The organism is Gulosibacter chungangensis (assembly GCF_008831155.1).
GTDB lineage: Bacteria > Actinomycetota > Actinomycetes > Actinomycetales > Microbacteriaceae > Gulosibacter > Gulosibacter chungangensis.
Genome location: NZ_WBKB01000001.1, coordinates 129702 through 149729 on the forward strand (window position 1 = coordinate 129702; position 20028 = coordinate 149729).

20 protein-coding genes, 1 tRNA gene and 1 pseudogene are annotated in these 20028 nt (G+C 63.9%); 14 read left to right on the top strand and 8 right to left on the bottom strand.

The window, feature by feature from the left end; translation table 11 throughout:
* The first annotated feature begins 7 nt into the window (after nt 1-7).
* The 3 genes from F8O05_RS00530 to F8O05_RS00540 all read left to right on the top strand — a co-directional run bounded on the left by F8O05_RS00530 (nt 8) and on the right by F8O05_RS00540 (nt 5210).
* Nucleotides 8-1903: an ABC transporter ATP-binding protein gene (locus F8O05_RS00530; RefSeq protein WP_158050815.1), complete on the top strand. Its 1896-nt coding sequence runs from the start codon at nt 8-10 to the stop codon at nt 1901-1903.
* Nucleotides 1904-1986: 83 nt separating this feature from the next.
* On the top strand, nt 1987-2841 hold the full coding sequence (fdhD, locus tag F8O05_RS00535; protein WP_158050816.1) for a formate dehydrogenase accessory sulfurtransferase FdhD: 855 nt from the start codon (nt 1987-1989) through the stop codon (nt 2839-2841).
* Nucleotides 2838-5210: an FdhF/YdeP family oxidoreductase gene (locus tag F8O05_RS00540; protein ID WP_158050817.1), complete on the top strand. Its 2373-nt coding sequence runs from the start codon at nt 2838-2840 to the stop codon at nt 5208-5210. Before fdhD ends, F8O05_RS00540 begins: the two co-directional genes overlap by 4 nt.
* A gap of 103 nt (nt 5211-5313) precedes the next feature.
* Here F8O05_RS00540 and F8O05_RS00545 read toward each other — a convergent pair whose 3' ends face one another.
* From F8O05_RS00545 to modA, 3 genes are read right to left on the bottom strand one after another with little or no spacing between them, the layout of a single operon-like run.
* A complete protein-coding gene (locus F8O05_RS00545; protein ID WP_192496966.1) occupies nt 5314-6504 on the bottom strand; it encodes an ABC transporter ATP-binding protein in 1191 nt (396 codons plus the stop codon).
* Nucleotides 6501-7343, bottom strand: a complete 843-nt coding sequence (gene modB / locus F8O05_RS00550; protein WP_225735652.1) for a molybdate ABC transporter permease subunit — start codon at nt 7341-7343, stop codon at nt 6501-6503. The genes F8O05_RS00545 and modB overlap by 4 nt, the downstream gene beginning before the upstream one ends.
* On the bottom strand, nt 7340-8128 hold the full coding sequence (gene modA / locus F8O05_RS00555; RefSeq protein WP_158050819.1) for a molybdate ABC transporter substrate-binding protein: 789 nt from the start codon (nt 8126-8128) through the stop codon (nt 7340-7342). Before modA ends, modB begins: the two co-directional genes overlap by 4 nt.
* Nucleotides 8129-8221: 93 nt before the next feature.
* On the opposite strand from modA, the gene F8O05_RS00560 reads away from it, so the two are divergent.
* The 9 genes and pseudogenes from F8O05_RS00560 to moaA all read left to right on the top strand — a co-directional run bounded on the left by F8O05_RS00560 (nt 8222) and on the right by moaA (nt 14493).
* Nucleotides 8222-9352, top strand: coding sequence for a HesA/MoeB/ThiF family protein (locus tag F8O05_RS00560; RefSeq protein ID WP_158050820.1), 1131 nt, complete (start codon nt 8222-8224; stop codon nt 9350-9352).
* The gene (locus F8O05_RS00565) at nt 9349-10599 is read left to right on the top strand and encodes a molybdopterin molybdotransferase MoeA (protein WP_192496967.1); all 1251 of its coding nucleotides are present in this window, start codon (nt 9349-9351) and stop codon (nt 10597-10599) included. The genes F8O05_RS00560 and F8O05_RS00565 overlap by 4 nt, the downstream gene beginning before the upstream one ends.
* Entirely contained in the window at nt 10596-11135 is a 540-nt protein-coding gene (gene moaC, locus F8O05_RS00570; protein ID WP_158050821.1) for a cyclic pyranopterin monophosphate synthase MoaC, read from the top strand. The genes F8O05_RS00565 and moaC overlap by 4 nt, the downstream gene beginning before the upstream one ends.
* The gene (locus tag F8O05_RS00575) at nt 11132-11416 is read left to right on the top strand and encodes a DUF6457 domain-containing protein (protein ID WP_158050822.1); all 285 of its coding nucleotides are present in this window, start codon (nt 11132-11134) and stop codon (nt 11414-11416) included. The genes moaC and F8O05_RS00575 overlap by 4 nt, the downstream gene beginning before the upstream one ends.
* An 18-nt stretch (nt 11417-11434) precedes the next feature.
* A complete protein-coding gene (locus F8O05_RS00580) occupies nt 11435-11668 on the top strand; it encodes a MoaD/ThiS family protein (protein ID WP_158050823.1) in 234 nt (77 codons plus the stop codon).
* A gap of 203 nt (nt 11669-11871) precedes the next feature.
* Complete coding sequence (locus F8O05_RS14725; RefSeq protein WP_192496968.1) at nt 11872-12171, top strand: hypothetical protein; 300 nt, start codon at nt 11872-11874, stop codon at nt 12169-12171.
* 35 nt (nt 12172-12206) lie between these two features.
* A pseudogene (locus F8O05_RS00590) lies at nt 12207-12752 on the top strand (IS3 family transposase); the annotation flags it as partial.
* Between the two features lie 4 nt (nt 12753-12756).
* The gene (locus tag F8O05_RS00595; RefSeq protein ID WP_158050825.1) at nt 12757-13326 is read left to right on the top strand and encodes an Lrp/AsnC family transcriptional regulator; all 570 of its coding nucleotides are present in this window, start codon (nt 12757-12759) and stop codon (nt 13324-13326) included.
* Between the two features lie 99 nt (nt 13327-13425).
* Nucleotides 13426-14493 (top strand): GTP 3',8-cyclase MoaA, encoded by a 1068-nt coding sequence (gene moaA, locus F8O05_RS00600; RefSeq protein ID WP_158050826.1) that lies wholly within the window; start codon nt 13426-13428, stop codon nt 14491-14493.
* On the opposite strand, the gene F8O05_RS00605 is transcribed toward moaA, so the two are convergent.
* From F8O05_RS00605 to F8O05_RS00615, 3 genes are read right to left on the bottom strand one after another with little or no spacing between them, the layout of a single operon-like run.
* Nucleotides 14490-14909, bottom strand: a complete 420-nt coding sequence (locus F8O05_RS00605; protein WP_158050827.1) for a molybdenum cofactor biosynthesis protein MoaE — start codon at nt 14907-14909, stop codon at nt 14490-14492. The two genes, moaA and F8O05_RS00605, sit on opposite strands and share 4 nt — an antisense overlap.
* Nucleotides 14906-15478 carry an isochorismatase family protein gene (locus F8O05_RS00610; protein ID WP_158050828.1) on the bottom strand — a complete coding sequence of 191 codons (573 nt, stop codon included), beginning with the start codon at nt 15476-15478 and terminating at the stop codon, nt 14906-14908. The genes F8O05_RS00605 and F8O05_RS00610 overlap by 4 nt, the downstream gene beginning before the upstream one ends.
* A 23-nt stretch (nt 15479-15501) precedes the next feature.
* Nucleotides 15502-16887: a D-alanyl-D-alanine carboxypeptidase/D-alanyl-D-alanine-endopeptidase gene (locus tag F8O05_RS00615; protein WP_158050829.1), complete on the bottom strand. Its 1386-nt coding sequence runs from the start codon at nt 16885-16887 to the stop codon at nt 15502-15504.
* A 168-nt stretch (nt 16888-17055) separates the two neighbouring features.
* Here F8O05_RS00615 and F8O05_RS00620 point away from each other — a divergent pair, with 168 nt between their 5' ends.
* Nucleotides 17056-17901 (top strand): universal stress protein, encoded by an 846-nt coding sequence (locus F8O05_RS00620; RefSeq protein WP_158050830.1) that lies wholly within the window; start codon nt 17056-17058, stop codon nt 17899-17901.
* A gap of 174 nt (nt 17902-18075) precedes the next feature.
* Nucleotides 18076-19236 carry an AI-2E family transporter gene (locus tag F8O05_RS00625; RefSeq protein ID WP_158050831.1) on the top strand — a complete coding sequence of 387 codons (1161 nt, stop codon included), beginning with the start codon at nt 18076-18078 and terminating at the stop codon, nt 19234-19236.
* A gap of 92 nt (nt 19237-19328) precedes the next feature.
* Here F8O05_RS00625 and F8O05_RS00630 read toward each other — a convergent pair whose 3' ends face one another.
* Nucleotides 19329-19712, bottom strand: coding sequence for a hypothetical protein (locus F8O05_RS00630; RefSeq protein ID WP_158050832.1), 384 nt, complete (start codon nt 19710-19712; stop codon nt 19329-19331).
* A 188-nt stretch (nt 19713-19900) separates the two neighbouring features.
* Nucleotides 19901-19973 (bottom strand) — tRNA-Thr (locus tag F8O05_RS00635).
* Between the last annotated feature and the right edge of the window lie 55 nt (nt 19974-20028).

Here is a 20028-nt window from a genome sequence, read left to right on the forward strand (position 1 = left end):
GGACCCAATGAAACCCAGCACTTCCCGCGCATCCCTGAAACAACTCTGGCCGTACCTCTTCGCTGACAAGCGATCAATGTCGGTCATCATCGTCATCTCGATCGTGGGCAGTGCCTTCTCGCTCGCCCAGCCCATCCTGATGGGCCTGCTCGTGCAGCGCGTCGAGGCTGGCGAATACACCTCGTGGATCGTTTGGTTGCTGATCGCGGTGGTCATCATTGCGGCGCTGCTCTCGGGTCTGCAGCACTTCCTGCTGCAGCGCACCGGTGAGCGGATCGTGCTAAATGCCCGCCGGATGCTGGTACGGAAGCTCTTGCGGCTCCCAATTGCAGAGTTCGATGCGCGCCGCACGGGGGATCTCGTCTCCCGCGTCGGGAGCGACACGACGCTCCTGCGCGCCGTGCTCACTCAGGGCTTGATCGAGGCGATCGGCGGCATGCTGACCTTTATCGGGGCGATCATCGCGATGATCTTCCTCGACTGGGTGCTGTTCGTGATCACCTTCACCTGCATCGTGGTTTCCCTCGGGATCGTGCTGTTCCTGTCTCGCAAGGTGATGGCTGCATCCGCCGCCGCGCAGGAAAAGGTTGGCGAGCTGACCGCCTCGGTGGAGCGCGCCATTTCGTCGATGCGTACGCTGCGCGCCTCGGTTGCGACCGAGCGCGAAGAGGCAAAGGTGATGGCGGATGCGGAGGGCGCGTACCGACGCGGGCTCGACATTGCGGCAATCTCGGCCGTGATGGTGCCGGTGTCGATGCTCGCGCTGCAGCTTTCGCTCGTGGCCGTGCTCGGCGTTGGCGGCGTGCGGGTGGCGGCCGGTGAGACGCCGATCGCCTCGCTGATCGCCTTCATCATGTTCCTCTTCATGATGATTACGCCACTGGGATTGATGTTCGGCGCGATTTCGGCCGTGGCTTCGGCCCTCGGCGCCCTCGGGCGGATCGAAGAGATCAATAGCCTGCCCGATGAGGACGCCGATGATCGCGAGTTCGGTCCGCTCGTAACCCTGTCCGGGCCCGCCAACGCTGCTGCCGAGCCCGCGGCTGCGGCGCTCGAGTTTGAGTCGGTTTCTTTCCGCTACCCGGACAACGTCGTACGCGCCGCACGGGCCAAGGCGGATGCGCGCGACCGCTTCGACCGCTACGTCACGCAGACGGGTCGGGCGGCAAAGAAGGCCGCTGAGGAGCTGCTGGCAATTGATGAGTCCGCCGAGATTGACTCGCCACTCGTGCTCGAGGAGGTGTCATTCGAGGTCCCGCGCGGTCGCAAGATCGCGCTCGTTGGCCCGTCCGGCGCCGGGAAGTCGACCTCGCTCGCCCTGATTGAGCGGTTCTATGACCCCACCGCCGGTGCAATCCGGCTCGGCGGCGTTGACCTGCGCTCGCTCGACCGACACGAGCTGCGCGCACAGGTCGGCTATGTGCAGCAGAACTCCCCCACCCTCGCGGGCACCATTCGCGACAATCTGCTCCTCGGGCGCCCCGATGCATCCGATGAGGAATGCGCCGCGGCACTGCGCGAAGTGAACCTTGGCGATGTGCTTGACCGTTCCCCGCTGGGGCTGGATGCGCAGGTCGGCGAGGCGGGCGTGCGGCTGTCCGGTGGTGAGCAGCAGCGGCTCGCGATTGCGCGGACGCTCCTCGCCGCCCCACCCATCCTGCTGATGGATGAGTCGACTTCCGCCCTCGATGGCCGCAATGAGTCGCTCATCCGCGAGGCGCTGGACCGCGCCTCCGAGGGCCGCTCGATGGTGATGATCGCGCACCGGCTGTCGACCGTGGTGGATGCGCACCAGATCGTCGTCCTCGACCAGGGTCGCGTAGTCGGCCGCGGCACCCACGAGGAACTCCTCGAGACCACCCCGCTATACCGCCGCCTAGCCCAGCACCAGCTCCTCGCCTAACTCGCTGCGGCATTCGGTCACGAGCGATACAGTTGAGAGATCGTTGTTTGCAGTGAGGATGCTGTTGTGAGGGAGGCTGAGCCATGTCACGAGTGACATCACGCCGCAAGGCTGTGCTCGTTCGCGCGGGGGCGCCTTCTCGACCGAAGCGCGAAACCCTCGCCGGTGAAGAGCCGCTCGAGATCCGCGTAAACGGCAAACCTCTCGCGGTGACCATGCGCACGCCGGGGCACGACTTCGACCTCGTCGCCGGGAACCTCGTCTCGGAAGGGTTCCTCGGCCAACAACATGATCTCGCGACCATGCGCTACTGCGCCGGCAAAAATGAAGACGGCGAACAGACCTTTAATGTGATCGACGCCGCGGTAATCGGTCTCGATCCCGCCAGCATCGCCGAACGCAAAGTGGTTACCACCAGCGCCTGCGGTGTCTGCGGCACCACCTCGATCGACGAGGTGCGAAGGCAGTCGCGCTTCGGTTCGCAGACGGCCGAGGTACGCGTCCAAGCCGATGTGCTGCTGGACCTGCCCGACCGGCTGCGGGAGGCGCAAAAACTTTTCGACTCTACCGGCGGTCTGCACGCGGCGGGCCTGTTCACCATCGACGGTGAACTACTGTGTGCCCGCGAAGATGTCGGCCGACACAACGCCGTGGACAAGGTGATCGGCTGGGCGCTGCGTGAAGGCAAGCTGCCGCTGCGCAACACCGTGCTGCAGGTCTCGGGTCGCGCATCCTTTGAACTCGTACAGAAGAGCCACCTCGCGGGCATCCCGATCATGAGCGCCGTGAGCGCGCCATCTTCGCTCGCCGCCGATCTCGCCGACGAGGTCGGCATCACCCTCGCTGGTTTCAGCCGTGGCGATCGAGTCACGCTCTACACCCACACCGAACGCGTTGAGGTCGCGGAGGACCTCGTGACCGAAGGAGTATCCGCATGACCGTCCAGAATCTCAGCAATCCCACCACCAGCGGGCCGATTGCCGAGCCGCCGAAGCCGCAGAAGCCTTATAAGTCACCGGTCGAGGACATCAACGAGGACAATCTCGTCGTCTCCGAGCCTGCGCACGCTGCCGCCGGCCTCACCGGTGTCGCGGTCGCTTTCCAGCGCGGCCTGCAGCAGGGTGGCGTCACCCGTACGGTGCGCTCGATGTTCCGCATTAACCAGCGCGACGGCTTCGATTGCCCGGGCTGCGCCTGGCCGGAGCCGCAGGGCAAGCGCAAGCCCGCCGAGTTCTGCGAGAACGGTGCGAAGGCCTTCGCCGAGGAGAACACCAAGCGTCGCGCCGACCGCGATTTCTGGGCCACCTATTCGATCGAGGACCTGCGCGATAAGACCGAGTACTGGCTCGGCCAGCAGGGGCGGATCACCGAGCCAATGATCATCCGCCCGGGTGAGACGCACTATTCCCCCATCCCGTGGCAAGAGGCCTTCGACCTGATTGGTGAACGCATCCGCGCCACCACCCCCGACCGCACCGTGTATTACACCTCGGGTCGCACCGCGAACGAGACCGCGTTCCTCTACCAACTCTTCGCGCGCTCGGTCGGCACGAACAACCTGCCCGACTGCTCGAATATGTGCCACGAGTCTTCCGGCAGCGCCATGAATCCGACCATCGGTGTCGGTAAGGGTACGGTCACCCTCGAGGACATCCACAACGCCAAGCTCGTCTTCGTGGTCGGCCAGAACCCGGGCACGAACCACCCACGGATGCTCTCGGCGCTCGACGAATGCCGCAAGAACGGTGGCAAGGTCGTCGCCGTGAACCCGCTGCCGGAAGCCGGCCTGCTGAACTTCAAGGACCCGCAGACCCCCGAGGGCCTGATCGGTAAGGGCGCGAAGATTTCGGATGAGTTCCTCCAGATCAAGGTCGGCGGTGACCTCGCGCTCTTCCAGGCCTTCGGGCACCTGCTGCTCGCCTATGAGGATGCCGCCCCCGGCACGATCGTGGATCGGGAATTTGTCGAGACCCGCACCGAGCACTTCGAGGCCTACCGCGAAGCCCGCAAGCACATCGATTGGGATGAGACCGAGCGCGCCACGGGCCTGACCCGCGACGAGATCGCGAAGGTTGCGCGGATGCTCGCCGACTCGGATGCGACCATCATCTGCTGGGCGCTCGGCGTGACCCAGCAGCCGCACTCGGTGGACACGCTGCGCGAATTCATTAACATCCTGCTGCTGCAGGGCAACTTCGGGAAGCCCGGCGCCGGGGCCTGCCCCGTGCGTGGCCACTCGAATGTCCAGGGCGACCGCACGATGGGGATCTGGGAGAAGCCCGCCCCCTGGCTGCTGGATGCGATCGACAAGGAATTCGGCATCACCTCGCCTCGCGAGCACGGCTACGACTCAACCGAATGCATCGAGGCATTCGAGCAGGATGAGATCGACGTATTCGTGTCCATGGGCGGCAACTTTGCCCTCGCGAATGCCGAAACTGAGCGTCTCGAAGCGGGGATGCAGCGGGCCGGTTTGACGGTGCACGTGTCGACCAAGCCCAACCGCTCGCACGTGGTGCACGGCAAGACTTCGCTAATTCTGCCTACCCTCGGCCGTACCGACATCGACGATAAGCACCCCGGTGGCGTGCAGGTGCTGTCGGTGGAGGACTCAATGTCGATGGTGCACACGACGCAGGGCCGCCTGAAGCCGGTCTCTGAGCACCTGCTGTCGGAACCCGTGATCATCGCGCGCATGGCGGAGGCTACCTTCGGCCCCGATCACGTCATCAACTGGCGGGAGATGGGCGAGGATTACGACGTGATCCGCGACCGGATCTCGCGCACCCTGCCCGGCTTCGAGGACTTCAACCGCCGCGTGCGCCAGCGAAACGGCTTCCAGTTACCCTCGCCCCCGCGCGACACCCGCACCTTCGCGACGCCCACCCAGCGCGCGCAGTTCACGGTGAGCCCACTCGAGTACCTCGACGCACCCGAGGGCTACCTGATCCTTCAGACGATGCGCTCGCACGACCAATACAACACCACGTTCTACGGCCTCGACGACCGCTACCGCGGCATCAAGAACGGCCGCCGCGTGGTCCTCGTACACCCGGATGACCTGGCGGAGTTGGGCTTCAAGGATCGCGACATGGTCAATGTGGTGAGCGTCTTCCGCGGTGAGGAGCGCCGGGCGGATGCATTCCGACTGGTCTCGTACCCGACGGCACGCGGCTGCGCGGCCGCGTACTTCCCCGAGGCCAACGCCCTCGTGCACCGCGACCTCAAGGCCCGGGAGTCCAACACCCCCGGTTTCAAGGCGATCACCGTACGCTTCGAGCCCGTCGACGCCCCGCAAATGTCCTAAAGCTCCCTGAGTAGGCGAAGCTGTATCGAAGGCGCTCCCTGAGTAGGCGAAGCCGTATCGAAGGCGCTCCCTGAGTAGGCGAAGCCGTATCGAAGGGCGCTACTCAGTGAGCTTCGGCGGCCCGCACGCGGGCTTGGCGGATGCGCACGAACACTTCGGTGCCCGCGGTCGGGAGTTCCTCCGACTGGACTCGTGCGAGCAAGCCGCTGCGAAGGCGCGCGAGCACGGCCGAGCCGTCGCCGACGAGCGACTCCACCGCATCCTGCAAGACTGGCCCGCTCGCCCCACCATTCGACGCATCGTCACAGGTCAGCTCGACCCGATCGGGTGCGGCAAGTAGGAGTGCGCTGGCCCCGGTGACAAGTCCCGGCTCAGTCTCGAGCCCATGCAGCGGGATCCGCAGCCCCGACTTCGTTTTGAACGCTTGGGCTTCGAGATGGCCGGGCACCCGTGCCAGGCCTGCAAACGCGGCCGCAAACTTGCTGGCCGGGGCCCGCTGCAGGTCGCAAGTGGCGAGCTCTTCAATGACCTTGCCATCGTCAATCACGATGATCCGGTCGGTCAGCCGCACCGCATCCACCAAGTCGTGGGTGACGAGCAGCAGCGACAGGCCCCGGTCTTGCACCTGCTGCGCCGCGATCTCGCGGACCTCGACCGAAGCATCCACGTCGAGCGCCGCGAAGGGCTCATCGAGAAAGAGCGTGCTGGGGTCAGTGGCGAGCGCGCGGGCGAAGGCGATGCGCTGACGTTCACCGCCGGAAACTGAACGAGCTGAGGCCGAGGCGAGGTGGCCTACGCGTACCGCTTCGAGCATCCGCCCGGCGATTTCGCGTGCCTGCTGTTTCGATTTCCCGGCCGAGCGAGGACCGAAGGCGACGTTATCGAGCACGCTGAGGTGTGGGAAGAGCAGGCCGTCCTGCGCGATGAACCCCAAGCCACGCGCCTCTACCGGGGTGCTTCGCCAGGGTTCCCCGCCAAAGCGGACCGTGCTGTCCTGTTCGAGCGTCGCGAGCCCGGCGAGGCCAGCGAGCAGTGTGGATTTGCCGCAACCATTGGCCCCGATCACACCGACTCGTTCACCAGGCCGCAGGCGCAAGTCGATATCGAGGGTGAAGCGGTCGCGCGCAACCACCACCCGCCCCTCGATCACGGCAGCATCGCTCGCGAGGTCGCCCGTGGCCGCTTTCGAGGTCACCGCTGACCGGGCATCCGCCCCGGTCGCTCGGGCGGAAGCACCAGGGACGCGAGCCCGAACCGGCTTCGCTGACCAACCGTTTGCTGTTGCTTCACTCACAGTCCATTCACCCGCCATCCTCGTACTGCGATCAGGACCGCCACCGCCGAGGCCACCAAGATTACCGCGAGCGCATAGGCCTGTTCCGGGCCGCCAACTGCGCCGTTGAACACCGAGTAGATCGCGAGCGGCATGGTGCGTGTCACTCCTTCAACATTGCCTGCGAAGAGTGCCGTGGCACCGAATTCCGCGAGGGAGCGGGAGAAACTCATGGTTGCCCCAGCCGCAATTGCGGGGCGAATAAGCGGCAGTGTCACACGCCACAGCACACCGTTGCGGGAGGTGCCGAGCGTGCGGGCGACCGGTTCCAGTCGCGGGTCGAGGGCACGGACTGCCTGCTCGACCGAAATCACCAGAAAAGGTAGCGCCACGAAGACCTGTGCGATCACGACCGCTGGGGTGGTGAACGGCAGTGTGATGCCGAGCGTGCTCAGCCAAGAACCCAACAGTCCGTTGCGGCCAAACAGGGAAAACAACGCGAGGCCACCCACAAGCGGCGGCATCAAAAGCGGCACGAGCACGAGCGCTCGGGACACATTCGCGACCCGTGAGCGGGCCCGAGCGATAGCCATGCCCAGCGGCACGCCGACCACGACGCACACCAGGGTGGCAATCAGCGCCGTCCCGAATGAGAGCCCCAGTGCTGCGAGCACCGCTGAGGACATCAGCACACTGGGGAATTCCGCCCAGTTCACGCGCAGCAGCAGCGCCACCAGGGGCGCCACGATCATCAGTAGGGCCACAACCGCGAGCGCGCTAATGGGCCAGGGGGTGTGCCCCTGGCCCATTGTGCGTCGCCGAACTGCAGCCTCAGTGGGCTGCGGGGTGATTACCGTCACGGAATAATGAGGCCCGCTTCTTCGAGCACCGCGGTGCCCGCTTCCGAGCGAACGTACTCGACGAAGGCCGCCGCGTTCGGGTTATCGCTCAGCACCGTGATCGGGTAGCGGTTGACAACCTCGTCCGCTTTTTCGGGCGTGATCTCTTCGAGGTCACCGCTGGAAGTCACGAGGTCCGAGTGGTAAACGATTGCGGCATCCACCTCATCGAGTTCTGCCTTGGCCAGGACGGCCGAGACACTGGTCTCCTCGGTTGCGCCGGTGATTTCGAGGTCGTTAAGTTTCAGCAACTTCTGCGTCGCCGAGCCACAGGGCACCTCGACGGCGCAGATCGCGACCGTCAGGTCGGGATTATTGGCGAGGTCAGCAAGTCCGGTGATGTTCTTGGGGTTCCCCGCCTGCACCGCAATCACGAGGGTGTTCTCGGCGAAGACACTGAAGTCGGTTTCAACGCCAGCTTCGGCGAGCGGTTCGGCGCTCGGCTCACTCGCGAGCGCGAGCACGTCTACCGGTGCGCCCTCAATGACCTGCTGCACGAGGGCTTGCGAACCACCGGTCACGAGCGGATTGATTTCCACGCCGGGGTTTTCGGCCTGGAAGTCTTCAATGATCGTTTCGAAGGCTTGGGTGAGGGATGCTGCGGCCAGGATGTTGATCGCCTCACCGTTGCTTTCGGTCGTGTCGCCGGTGGCATCGGGTTCATTCCCGTTGGATGCACAGCCACTCGCACCAAAGAGCAGGGCAACCCCTGATAGCACAGCAAGTCCGGTCCGCAAACGTTTCATCGCTGAGATCCTCTCGATTGGGGTGCCCACGGTGGCCGCCGTCTGCATCCAACCCTAGCCAGTTTGCGGCCCGGTTCCGATAAGTTGGGACGCATGTCTTCCCATTCTGAGCAGCCCTCCGCCGAGCACCTGGATCGCCAGGCTCGGCACGTGCGCCTGCTCGGTTATGGACAGCCTGGGGTATACCGCGCACGGACAGCAAAGGTCACAGTGGTCGGTGCGGGAGGGCTCGGTTGCCCCGCGCTGCAGGTGCTCGCCGCATCCGACGTCGGTGAGCTGACAATCATCGATGACGATGTCGTGGAGCGCTCGAATCTCGCGCGGCAGACGCTCTTCCGGGAGACCGATATTGGCCGTCCCAAGGTCGTAGCCGCGATGGATGCGCTGAGCAGGTTGCGACCGGAGGTCACGGTTCTCCCCCGCCAAGTTCGGCTCGATGCGGGTAATAGTGAGGAGCTGTTGGCCTGGGCAGATGTCGTGATTGACACGACCGACCACTGGCCCACTCGTTTTGCCGTGGCAGATGCGTGTCTGGCGCTCGGGGTGCCGCTCGTATGGGGCAGCGTTGTCTCTTGGGATGGCCTGCTCACGGTTTTCGCCCCGGGGTCGGGGAATCCAACGCTGGCGGATCTCGTGGATCGCGAGCAACAACTGCGAGCCGAAGCGCCTAATTGCGCGACCGTGGGGGTATTCGCGCCGCTGGTCGCCGAAATTGGCAGCGCCATGGCGGGCGAGGCGCTGCGAATCGTGACGGGCTCGGGTTCCCCGCTCGTTGGGGTGGTGCGCTCCTGGAACGGCCGCACCGGCAGGGTGCGGGAGCTGCCGCTTGCGGCGCAGGCACGGGCCACCGAACAAGTGCCGACCGCGAACCCGAATCCAAACCCAAACCCAAACCCAAACCCAAACATCCGACCCGAGGAGCGCATCCTGGATGTCCGCCCCGCCGCGCATCCAGATCTCTCGATCAACCACAAATACACGCACCTGCCGCTCGAGACCATTGCCGAGCACGTCGCGCAAGGCCGGATTGAGCTGCTGCCGCTCGACGAACCGCTCGTGATCGCCTGCGCCCAGGGCCCGCGCGCTCGCTATGCCGCCGAACTACTGGCCGAGGCCGGCGCCGAATCGGTGCGCACCCTACCGGGTGGTGTACCGGCGCTCACGGCACTATTTGCGACGCCATCTTCCCAAGCACTACCCACCCACGCCGAGGAGCCCCGATGATTCCCTTTGCCGATCAGTTGATTCGCGTGCTGGATGCCGCAATGGCAACCCAGACCGAGAAGGCTCCCGTGCGGCTGCCGCTGCAGCAGGCCTTAGGACTCGTGCTCGCCGAAGACGTGCACACGACGGTGGCGCTACCCGGTTTCGATAATTCCGCGATGGACGGCTTCGCGGTACGACGCGAGGATGTCCTCGACGCTACGTCGGAGGCGCCGGTTCGGCTGCGCGTGGTGGCGGATATTCCGGCAGGCTCGGGTGAGAACCCTCCACTTGGGCCGGGCGAATGTGCCCGCATCATGACCGGTTCCCCTGTTCCGGGCGATGCCGACGCGGTGGTGCCCTTCGAGAAGACCGTGCAGGGCGTCGATATTAGTGACGAAGCCGCGACCGAGGTCGAAGTGATCGAAGTCCCGAAGCCCGGGGCGAACATCCGCCTGGCCGGCGAGGATGCTCCCGCGGGAGCGCTCGTGGGAAGAACTGGCGATCGACTCGGGGCGCGCATCCTTTCGGGAATTGCCGCCGCCGGCGTCGCCGAAGTGACAGTGCATGCCCGGCCGCGCGTGGCGGTGATCACCACCGGCGACGAGGTGATGGCGCCCGGAAGCGCCCTCGAATACGGGCAGATTTTTGATTCGAATACCACGCTCGTAGCGAGCCTCGTTGCCGAGTGTGACGCCGAAGTTGCGGTGCAGGAACACGTCGGCGACGGCCCACGTGAGTTTGCGGATGCGTTGGCCCGCGCTGTCGAAGCCGAGGTGGATGTGATCGTCACCACCGGGGGCGTGAGTGTAGGTGCGTTCGATGTCGTTCGCCTCACCTTTGAGGGTGATCCGGAGGTCTCCGGGGTGAGTTTCGACAAGGTCGCGATGCAACCCGGCAAGCCGCAGGGGTTCGGGAAGCTCCCCACCGGGCAGCTCGTGTTTGCATTACCCGGCAATCCGGTCAGTGTCTTCACCTCCTTTGAGGCGTTCGTAAAACCGACCCTGAGCATCCTCGCCACCGGTGAATTTTCCCGCACGGAGTCGAGCGCGATCGCGGTCGAGCGGTGGCGCACCCCACCGGGCCGGATGCAGTTCATGCCGGTACGCTTCTCCCAAGCGGGCGAAGTCGTTCGCGCCACCTCCGGCGGTTCCGGTTCGCACCTCGTGAGCCGCCTTTCCGCGGCCGAAGCAATCGCCCTAGTTCCCGCCGAAGTGGAAGAAGTCCAGCCCGGCGACCGCCTCAAGATTTGGGAGATCCTGCCATGAGTGAATTCACGCACCTGGACCGCGCCGGACACGTCCGGATGGTCGATGTCACCGACAAAGTCCCCACGGTTCGCAGCGCCACCGCGCGTGGTTTCGTGCGCTGTTCGCCGCCGGTGGTACAGGCGCTGCGCGACCAGACCGTGCCGAAGGGTGATGTGTTCGCGACGGCCCGGATCGCGGGGATTGCCGCGGCGAAGAAGACTCCCGAGCTGCTGCCGCTTGCGCACGTCATCGGTGTGCACGGTGCCCACGTCGAGGTTTCGCTGCTTGAGGACGGTGTGACGATTCGCTCGACCGTGCGCACCGCCGACCGCACGGGCGTCGAGATGGAGGCGCTCACGGCGGTCTCGGTCGCGGCGCTTTCGGTCGTGGACATGGTTAAGGGCATCGATAAGTCGGTGTCAATCGAGCGCATTGAACTGGTGGAGAAGACCGGCGGTAAGTCAGGTATGTGGCGCCGCGCGGGCGACAATACGGCGCCGTTTACCGGTGCAATTCCGGTGATCGATCGCAATGCGTTGGACGGGAACGAATGACGAGCGGCGCCCGAGGAATCCCCGATGGTCTGCGTGAGTGGGTCGAGTTTGCCGCACCGCAGCTTGGGGTAGACGCTGCTGAGGTCCCGCTGGATGCGCTGCTCGGCATGACTGGAATTGTCGCCCACGGTGTGGTGCGGCCGGCGGCTCCGGTGAGTGCGTACATCCTCGGCCTTGCGGTGGGGCGTGGCACAATCTCATCAAACGAGGCGGGCGACGCGCTCTTACGGAGTCTCGTGACACAGTGGAATGCGCAGAAAGATAGTGATTTGGATGCGTGATTTGGATGCGTGATTTGGATGCGTGAAGTCAGGTTGTTTGCGGCCGCGGCGGATGCAGCGGGCACTGAGTCGGTGGCGCTCGCGGCTGCCACTGTGGAGGAGCTTCGGGCTCGGCTTGTCGAGAAGTTTGGTGACGAGTTCTCGCGAGTGTTGGCACAGTGCTCGCTACTCGCGGACGGTGCCAAGGTCGCCTCTGGCCCGCTGCCACAAGGCGCCACGGTGGATGTATTGCCACCGTTCGCGGGCGGCTAGACGTTCCGGGTTCACCGGGCGATCTCCGCCCGCCGCGAGCGTCCCGCCCTCCGGATGCTAGTCGGTACGGGCGCGCCGGAGGATCCCAACCCATATTCGAAACTCGATTTTCTTTTCGACACCATTAGGCTTTTTTATTGTGCATACGCTCGAGTTTCGGTAGGCTTGGTGTTAGTAACCAATCCTGTGGGAGGTGATCCACCATGACCGTGTCCGCCCCAATGTCCCCGTTCGATGACGAAGGCGACGACGCATTCAATGCCGCACTCCACATGGCCGCGGTCACCCAGCTCCGCCTCGACGGCGAAGGCGCCAACTACCTCGCAAAACAACTCGAGCGCGGCAAGACCAAGAAAGAAGCCCTCCGCCTGCTTCGCCGACGACTATCCGATCGAGTGTACAAAGCCATGCGCCGGGACCACGCCATCACATGTACGCCACGTGCAGCCGAACCAATGCCGCTGCGAAATCAGCCCGGCCACGATCACGCGATCGCAGCTTGACATAGGAGCATCGCGGAGCTCGACCGCCCATCACGATGACCCAGAAAATTGCGTTTATAGACGCGAACAAGGCCGACTACGGGGTCGAGCCAATCTGCCGCGCGCTGGTCGATACCGCCGCGGAGATTGCCCCGTCTAGCTATTACGCCGCTAAAACGAGGCCATGGTCCGACCGCGCGATCCGTGATCTAGAACTCTCGGCTTCGATTACCCGGATCCACAAGGAAAACTTCGGGGTCTACGGGGTACGGAAGATCCGCGCAGAACTCCGACGCGAGGGGGAACAGGTCGCGGAATCCACCGTGCGAAGACTCATGAAAGCCCTCGGGTTACGCGGTATTCCACGAGCGAAGGGCCCGAAAACGACGAAGCCGGCACCGGAAACCGATCGGCCAGTGGACTTGGTGCATCGGCAGTTCACCGCCTCCCGACCAAATGAGCTGTGGGTGGCAGATCTCACCTACGTTCGAACATTCTCGGGGTGGGTGTATGTCGCGTTCGTGCTCGACGTGTTCGCCCGTGTCATTGTTGGTTGGCAGGTATCGACTCGGTTGTATACCGATTTGGCGTTAGACGCGCTACGCTTTGGATGCGTCCGCGGTCGCGGCACTTGAACGGCTCGGGCGGTTTTCGCGCGAGGATGCGCAGCCGCTTCGAGAAGAGGATCGCGCGCTCATCCCGCTCCTGTTTCGCAACGGTCGCGCGAGTGTGAGCGAAATCGCCACCGAACTTGACGCCCACGCGAGCACGATTTCCCGCCGCCTCAACCGCGTGCTCGCTGACCCACGGATTTCGCTTCGTTGCGATATCGCGCCGGTCGTGTTGCAGCAGCCGATCAGCTGCCAGTGGTTCTGCCGATTACCGCCGGACCGGCATGCCGCCGCCTTCAAGATGCTGCGCGAGTTTCCAAACCTCCGTTTTTGCGCATCCACAACCGGGCAAACAAACTTCACCTTCGTCATCTGGGTGGGTTCGCCCGATGAAATCTTTGACGTCGAACGGCGCGTGGTTGAGCAGATCACTGATCTTTCAATCGCTGAAAACTCGGTCACCGCGAGGTTTCACAAACGCATGGGCTGGCCCCTCGACGCGCGGGGGCGTCGTACCGGCGAACCGGTTCTTCCGGCATTCTTCACCGGGCGACAGACGTCCTAGATTAGCGCGCTCGAGTTTCGACGCCCTAGATTCCAGCGCACCGTAGAGCCGCGAATCAACACCGACTGCTAGGGTGAGCAGCCACTGGAGGTACCCACGATGTCACCGAGCAACACCGGCATTCAACGGCTGCCGTCAACCGGGCTCGTCGATCAACGACAGCGCGCGCTGCGCGACCTGCGGATTTCTGTGACCGATCGCTGCAACTTCCGCTGCGTCTACTGCATGCCGAAGGAAATCTTCGGTCGGGACTACCAGTTCATGGAGCGCGAAGAGCTCCTCAGCTTCGAAGAAATCACCCGCGTGGCACGCATCGCGCTCGACCTCGGCGTCACCAAACTCCGCCTCACTGGCGGCGAGCCACTCCTACGTCGAGGCATCGAAGACCTCATCCACGAGTTGGCGCAGCTGCGCACCCTCGAGGGCAAGAAGCCCGATATCGCCCTCACCACGAACGGCTCGGCGCTTCGCATCAAGGCCCAGGCGTTGAAAGACGCCGTTCTCGACCGCATCACTGTCTCCGTGGATTCCCTCGACGACGCCAAATTCCAGGCCATGAATGATGTGCGTTTCCCGGTAGCGCGGGTGCTCGACGGGATCGCCGCGGCCCAGGAGGTCGGGTTGGGCCCGATCAAGATCAACACGGTGGTCAAGCGCGAAACGGTCGACGAGATCCTGCCCCTCGCCGAACACTTCCGCGGCACCGGCCACATCCTGCGATTCATCGAATACATGGATGTCGGTGCGTCAAACGGCTGGATACTCGACGAGGTGGTTCCCTCTGCCGAGGTCGTCGGGCTCATCAGTAAGGTGCATCCCCTCCGGCCACTCGAGCCCAACTCGGTGGGCGAGACTGTGCAGCGCTGGGAGTATGTCGACGGCCAAGGCGAGATCGGTGTGATCTCAAGCGTCACCCGCGCCTTCTGCAGCACCTGCACGCGCGCCCGCATTTCTGCCGAGGGCAAGGTCTACAACTGCCTCTTTGCCGAACAGGGCTTTGATCTCCGGGCGCTACTGCGCAGCGGTGCCTCCGACCTCGAGGTCACAAGCGCCCTCACCGGTGTGTGGCAGCGCCGCGACGACCGCTACTCGGAGCTGCGCGCGGGCCTCCTCGACCACGGCAAACCCACCCGCAAGCACATCGAAATGTCGTATATCGGCGGCTAGACAATCCCCACCCAGTTGGTGGCACCGTCGACAGTGTGCTGGCGCTTCCAGACCGGTAGTTCTGCTTTCACCGCCTCCACGAGCGCGCGACACACCTCAAACGCATCCGCACGGTGCGCCGAGGCCACACAAGCCACGATCGCAATATCGCCAACCGCGAGCGTGCCGATGCGGTGACTGACCGCGATATCCAGCCCCGGCGCATCCATCCCCGCGGCAATCTCGCGCAGTCGTGATTCGGCGTCGGGATGCGCGAAATAGTCGAGCTGGCTAACCTCGCCGGTTGCTCCCGGATCGTGATTGCGCACGATGCCGGTGAAGGATGCAACGGCCCCATTTTCGGGTCCGCTCACGGCTAGCGCGTGGCGGGCAAAGTCGAGGGGCGCCTCGGAGATTTCGGCAATGTGTACCGTCATCGCTCGACCACTTCTCCCCCAGCCGCGCGGACTTCCGCGAGCGCCGCAACCCGAGATTCCTCCCCCACCGCCGAGGTGAGCGCGTCGAGGACCCGCACCTGCAGCCCTGCCGCCAGGGCATCCAAGGCCGAAGCTCGAACGCAGTGATCGGTCGCGATGCCGACGATATCGAGATCCTCAACATCGCGCGAGGCGAGAACCTCGATGAGGTTTTGGCCGGCCTTCGTGACCCCCTGGAATGCCGAATAGTGCGGCGCGCCCTGCCCCTTGCGCACCTCGATATCAATGAATGAGGTGTCCAGGCCCGGGTCGAATTCGGCACCGGGAGTACCCGCTACGCAGTGCCGCGGCCAGGAGTCAACAAAGTCTGGTGTCGCCGCAAAGTGTCCGCCGTTGTCACTGTCGGCGTCGTGCCAGTCGCGTGAGGCGAGCACCACCGAGTAGTCATCCGCGTGTTCCCGCAGGTGCGCGGTGATGTCCTTCGCTACCTGCGCACCGCCGGCGGTCGCGAGCGCGCCGCCCTCAGTGAAATCGTTCTGCACGTCAACAATCAGGAGAGCTCTGGCCATCTCACCATTGTCGCCGATTCGCGTCAGTTATTCGACAGGCTGCCGCCGCAGTCCCAGGTCGCCGCGGCGATCGCATCCAGCGCATTGCGATTCGCGATGCCCACGGTCTGTGAACCGTCCGGGTTTGCGACCGGCACGAAGATGGCAAAAATCAGCTGCTCGCCGTCGGCGGCTTCCATTACCCCGGCAAGGGCATAGACCTGATCAATCCAGCCGGTCTTTGCGGTAATTGCGCCCGCCGGCACGGCAGCGAGCCGGTCTTTGAGCGTCCCGGTGAGCGCATTCTCGGGCAAGAAATCAAGCAGGAAGCCGAGATCATCCTGGTTGCCGTTGATCAGCTGCAGAATCTCCACGATCAGCGAGGCACTCGCGCGGTTATCCCGCGACATCCCCGAGCCATCGGCACCTTCGAACCCCGCGGCGTCGATACCGAGTTCCGCAAGCGACTGCTCTGCCCCCGCATCCACCGCCGCGAAGGTGTCCCCGGTGCCGCGTTCGATCGCCACGAGCCGCGCGAGCGTCTCCGCCACCACATTGTCGCTATCGACCAGCACGTATTCGACGAGTTCCGAGACCGGTTGCGACCAGACCTCGGCGATGGGTTCCGAACCGGGCTTGATCTGGATGCTGGTGTCAACCGTGGCGCCCAGGGCGCCGGCAAAATCTGCCGCGGCATCTTCTGCCGGAGTGTTCGTGCGGGGTGAATAAATACTGTTCGCGCTGGTGCGACCGGCATCGGTCATCAGCGCCGTGATCGGCGAAATGTAGCCGTCCCGGCGTTCCTTATCGTCCCAAGTCTCGTGCCAGGCATCCCCGCCGTAAAGCGAGGTATCGAAACCCACTGCGGTCGCGCCGCCAGCCGCATTGACCGCATCCGTAAGCTCCTGCAGAGATGCGGTGGCGCCGGTGTAGTAGCTCGTGGTGCCCGATTTCAGGGTCACATCTCCTCCGCCGACGATCACGACGCTGCCGGGCTCCGTGCCCGGATACACGCGGGTGGGGATGCGGTAATCCGGTCCCAGCGTCGTCAGCGCACTGACGCTGGTAACGAGTTTCATGACTGAAGCGGTTGGATGCGTACCCTCGGGTCGTTCTTCGAAGAGCACCTCGTTCGTATCGGCATCAATTATCAGCCCGTGGAAGTCCAGCGCTGCGGAGCTGCCGGTCACATCCCGAATGGAACAGGTGCGCACGGGTGAGGAGAGTTCAGCGGTCGGCTGGGTTGCCGCTTCGAGCAGCTGCGCTGAGGGCGCTTCGGTGTGTTCCACGGCCGCTTCGGTACGCCAGTGGGTGGCTGCGGCCGCACCACCAAGCCCCGCACCGGCGGCCAGCGCCAGGGTGAGTACGCTGCCGAGGAGGAACCTGCCGATGCCGGCTGCTCGACTGCGCTCGCGTACTCGTTTACCCACCGTGATCCCCTCAGTAGCGGAAACCCACCATCATTAAGACTATCTGTATCGCATGCGCACTCACGCACATTACCTTTCAAGTTGGAGTCACTACGCTGAAATAACAAGCCGTTACCAGGCAATCTACGTCGGTAATGACCCACATTGCACCTCACGGAGGAGGACCCCATGGCCGGTCGAATCATCGTTGGAATCAATGGCTCCCAAGCCGACGACAATGCCGTTGCTTGGGCCGCACGGTATGCAGCTCGCGAAGGTGGTTCGCTGCTGATCTTCAGCGTGATCGACCCCTCACCTCGCGGCGCGAATGTTGACGAGGTTGAGAAGTGGGCCAACGACCTGCTCGCGAACCACGCCAAGGCCGCCCGTGAGATCGCGCCGAGTGTGGAGCTTCGCACCGAAGTGCAGCGCAGCCACAGTCTCCCCGAGAGCTTCGAGTTCATTTCCGAAAGCGCTGACCTTCTTGTTATCGGAAGCGACACCGATGGCACCGGCAAGGGTTCCCGCAACCCCGGCAGCGTCCGCATCGCGGCTGTGAGTAAGGCCCCGGTTGTCGCGGTGCCGCAAGTGGATGTGACCGAGCGACGCGGTGTCGTGGTCGGTACCGACGGTTCGGAAGTCTCCACTAAGGCACTCGAGTTCGCAGCGGCGGAGGCGCAAGCTTCTGGTGAACCGCTCATCGCGGTGATCTCTTGGCAGAGCGACGTGGCCTACGGCTACGGCTACGCCTACGCCTTCGCGTATGTGGACGATTTCCAGAAGGCGATGCAGGAGAGCTGCGCGGATGAGCTCAACACCGCGCTCAAGGGTGTCGAGGAAAACTACCCCGACCTTGAGATCCACAAGATCATTGTTGAGGGTCGCCCGGCGGATGCCCTCGCCGACCAGGCCAAGAAGGGTCGCCTCCTCGTAGTCGGCTCGCACGGCCGCGGCGCCTTCCGTCGACTGCTGCTCGGCTCGGTGAGCCACGAGCTCCTCCAGGAAATCTCACTACCCACGGCAATCGTCCGCTAACGACGGACCGCAGCGGCCGCCGCAGACTTCGTGTCTGCGGCGGCCGCTGCATTTTCCGGACGCTATCAGCTGCTGTGGGCGGAACCCACCAGCATCGGTATGCACCTGACACCGCCAACGCAGTCGAGGGCCAACCGCGCGGTTTAGTCACTGAGCCCCACTAGACTCGCGAACATGAGTGATCTCAACGGTAAATCAACAGCCGAGACCGGCACGAGCGGCGCATCCGCCCCGAAGACACCGCTTCCCCTGCGCAGTAAACCCTCGCAGTTCATCTCCACGGCAGTCGCCCGCCCGCTCTCCGCCGGATTCGCGCTCACCGTCGGTGGTCTCTTAGCGATTCTGCTGGCCCTGGCGATCTCGGATCTATCGTCCATCCTGATCTCCACCGCACTCGCCCTGTTCATCGCCCTCGGGCTTGACCCGGTGGTGCGGATGATCGAACGCTGGGGAGCTTCGCGGCAGTGGGCGATCGTCATTGTTTCGGCGGTGATCGTGCTCGCGTTCCTCGCCATCATTGGCCTCCTGGTGCCAATCATCGCAAGGCAGATCGTGTCGTTCGTCCAGGATCTGCCTTCTATTATCGCTGGCTTCCAAGGCTCCGAAGTCTATAGCTGGCTCATCGAATACTTCGGAGATGGCATCGCATCGCTCGTCCAGCAGGTGCAAGAGTTTGTCTTGAACCCCAGCACCCTCGCGTCAATCGGTGGTGGTGTGCTGCAGGTCGGTGCGGGTGTGATTGGTGGCGCTTCCACCGGCATTATCGTGTTCGTCCTCACGTTGTACTTCACCGCCTCGCTCGATTCGATCAAGCAGGGCTTCTACCGCTTGGCACCCGCCTACTCGCGACCACGCGTTTCCGACATCACCGAACGCATCACACAGTCGGTCGGTTCTTATATCAAGGGCATGGTCATTCTCGCGTTCTTCAACGCGGTGCTCACGGGTCTGCTCTACACCTTCCTGGGATTACCGTTCCCCCCGCTGGTGGCCGTGGCGGCGTTCTTCATCACGATCATTCCGCTGATCGGTTCGGTCGCCTTCTGGGTAATCGGGACCGGGCTGGCACTCTTCGCCAGCCCCATCGGCGCGCTCATCTTCGCAATCGTGTACCTGATCTACATGCAAATCGAGGCCTATGTGCTGACACCCCGCGTGATGAATCGGGCCATTTCAGTGCCCGGAGCGCTCGTTGTGATCGGTGCGCTCGTCGGCGGTACCCTGCTCGGGTTCCTCGGGGCTCTCGTCGCGATCCCCGTGACGGCCTCGATCCTGCTGATCATTCGCGAGGTCGTGGTGCCGCATCAGGATGCGCAAACCGAGCCGGGTTTCTAAGTCTCGGCATCCGTGCGGGACAAGAAACGACCGGGCTGGATGCGCATCCAGCCCGGTCGTTTCGGTCGCGTCAGTGCTTATTCAGCAGCAGCTTATTCAGCAGCGGCGACCTCGTTTTCGTTCTTCCAACGACGAGCGTTGATGAAGGAACGAACGCCGACCACGATGTACACGATCAGCAGCACGAAGGTGATGGTGCTCGCGATGATCGCGGCGGGGCGTTCGGCGGTACCGGCGAAGAGTTCACCGAGCTTGAACACGTTCATGGCCGTGCCGATGATGCCGAGCAGCGCAAATACGAGTGCGATGTGGATGCCGATCTTCTGGTTCTTCAGGCCGATGAGCCCGGAGATCAGGATGAGTGCGCCGAGGATCGCCGGGATCAGCGCCGTCCAGCTCGCGAACGAAGTCACGATGTAGGACACCAGGCCAACCAGGATGAGGATGATTCCGAGGCCAATGGTAATGCGAGGCATTTGTTTCCTTTGCAGTCTGAAACGCTGGGCTGGCTCTGGCGCTGCCGAGCACGCCTGAGGACACAGCGCGGAAGTACTACCGAGCCTATCGTGTCGACGCCCTCGCCCGCACGGCAGGCTCGGTCAGGGCAGCCCCAGAAACTAAACCCGGGCTGGATGCTGTGGTCAGCATCCAGCCCGGGTATCGGAGCCGCTTACCAGAATCGAACTGGTGACCTATTCATTACGAGTGAATCGCTCTACCGACTGAGCTAAAGCGGCCGGCCGCGCACCGAAGCAGGCGACACGCAACTATAACGCATTTTGAGTGGGTGGT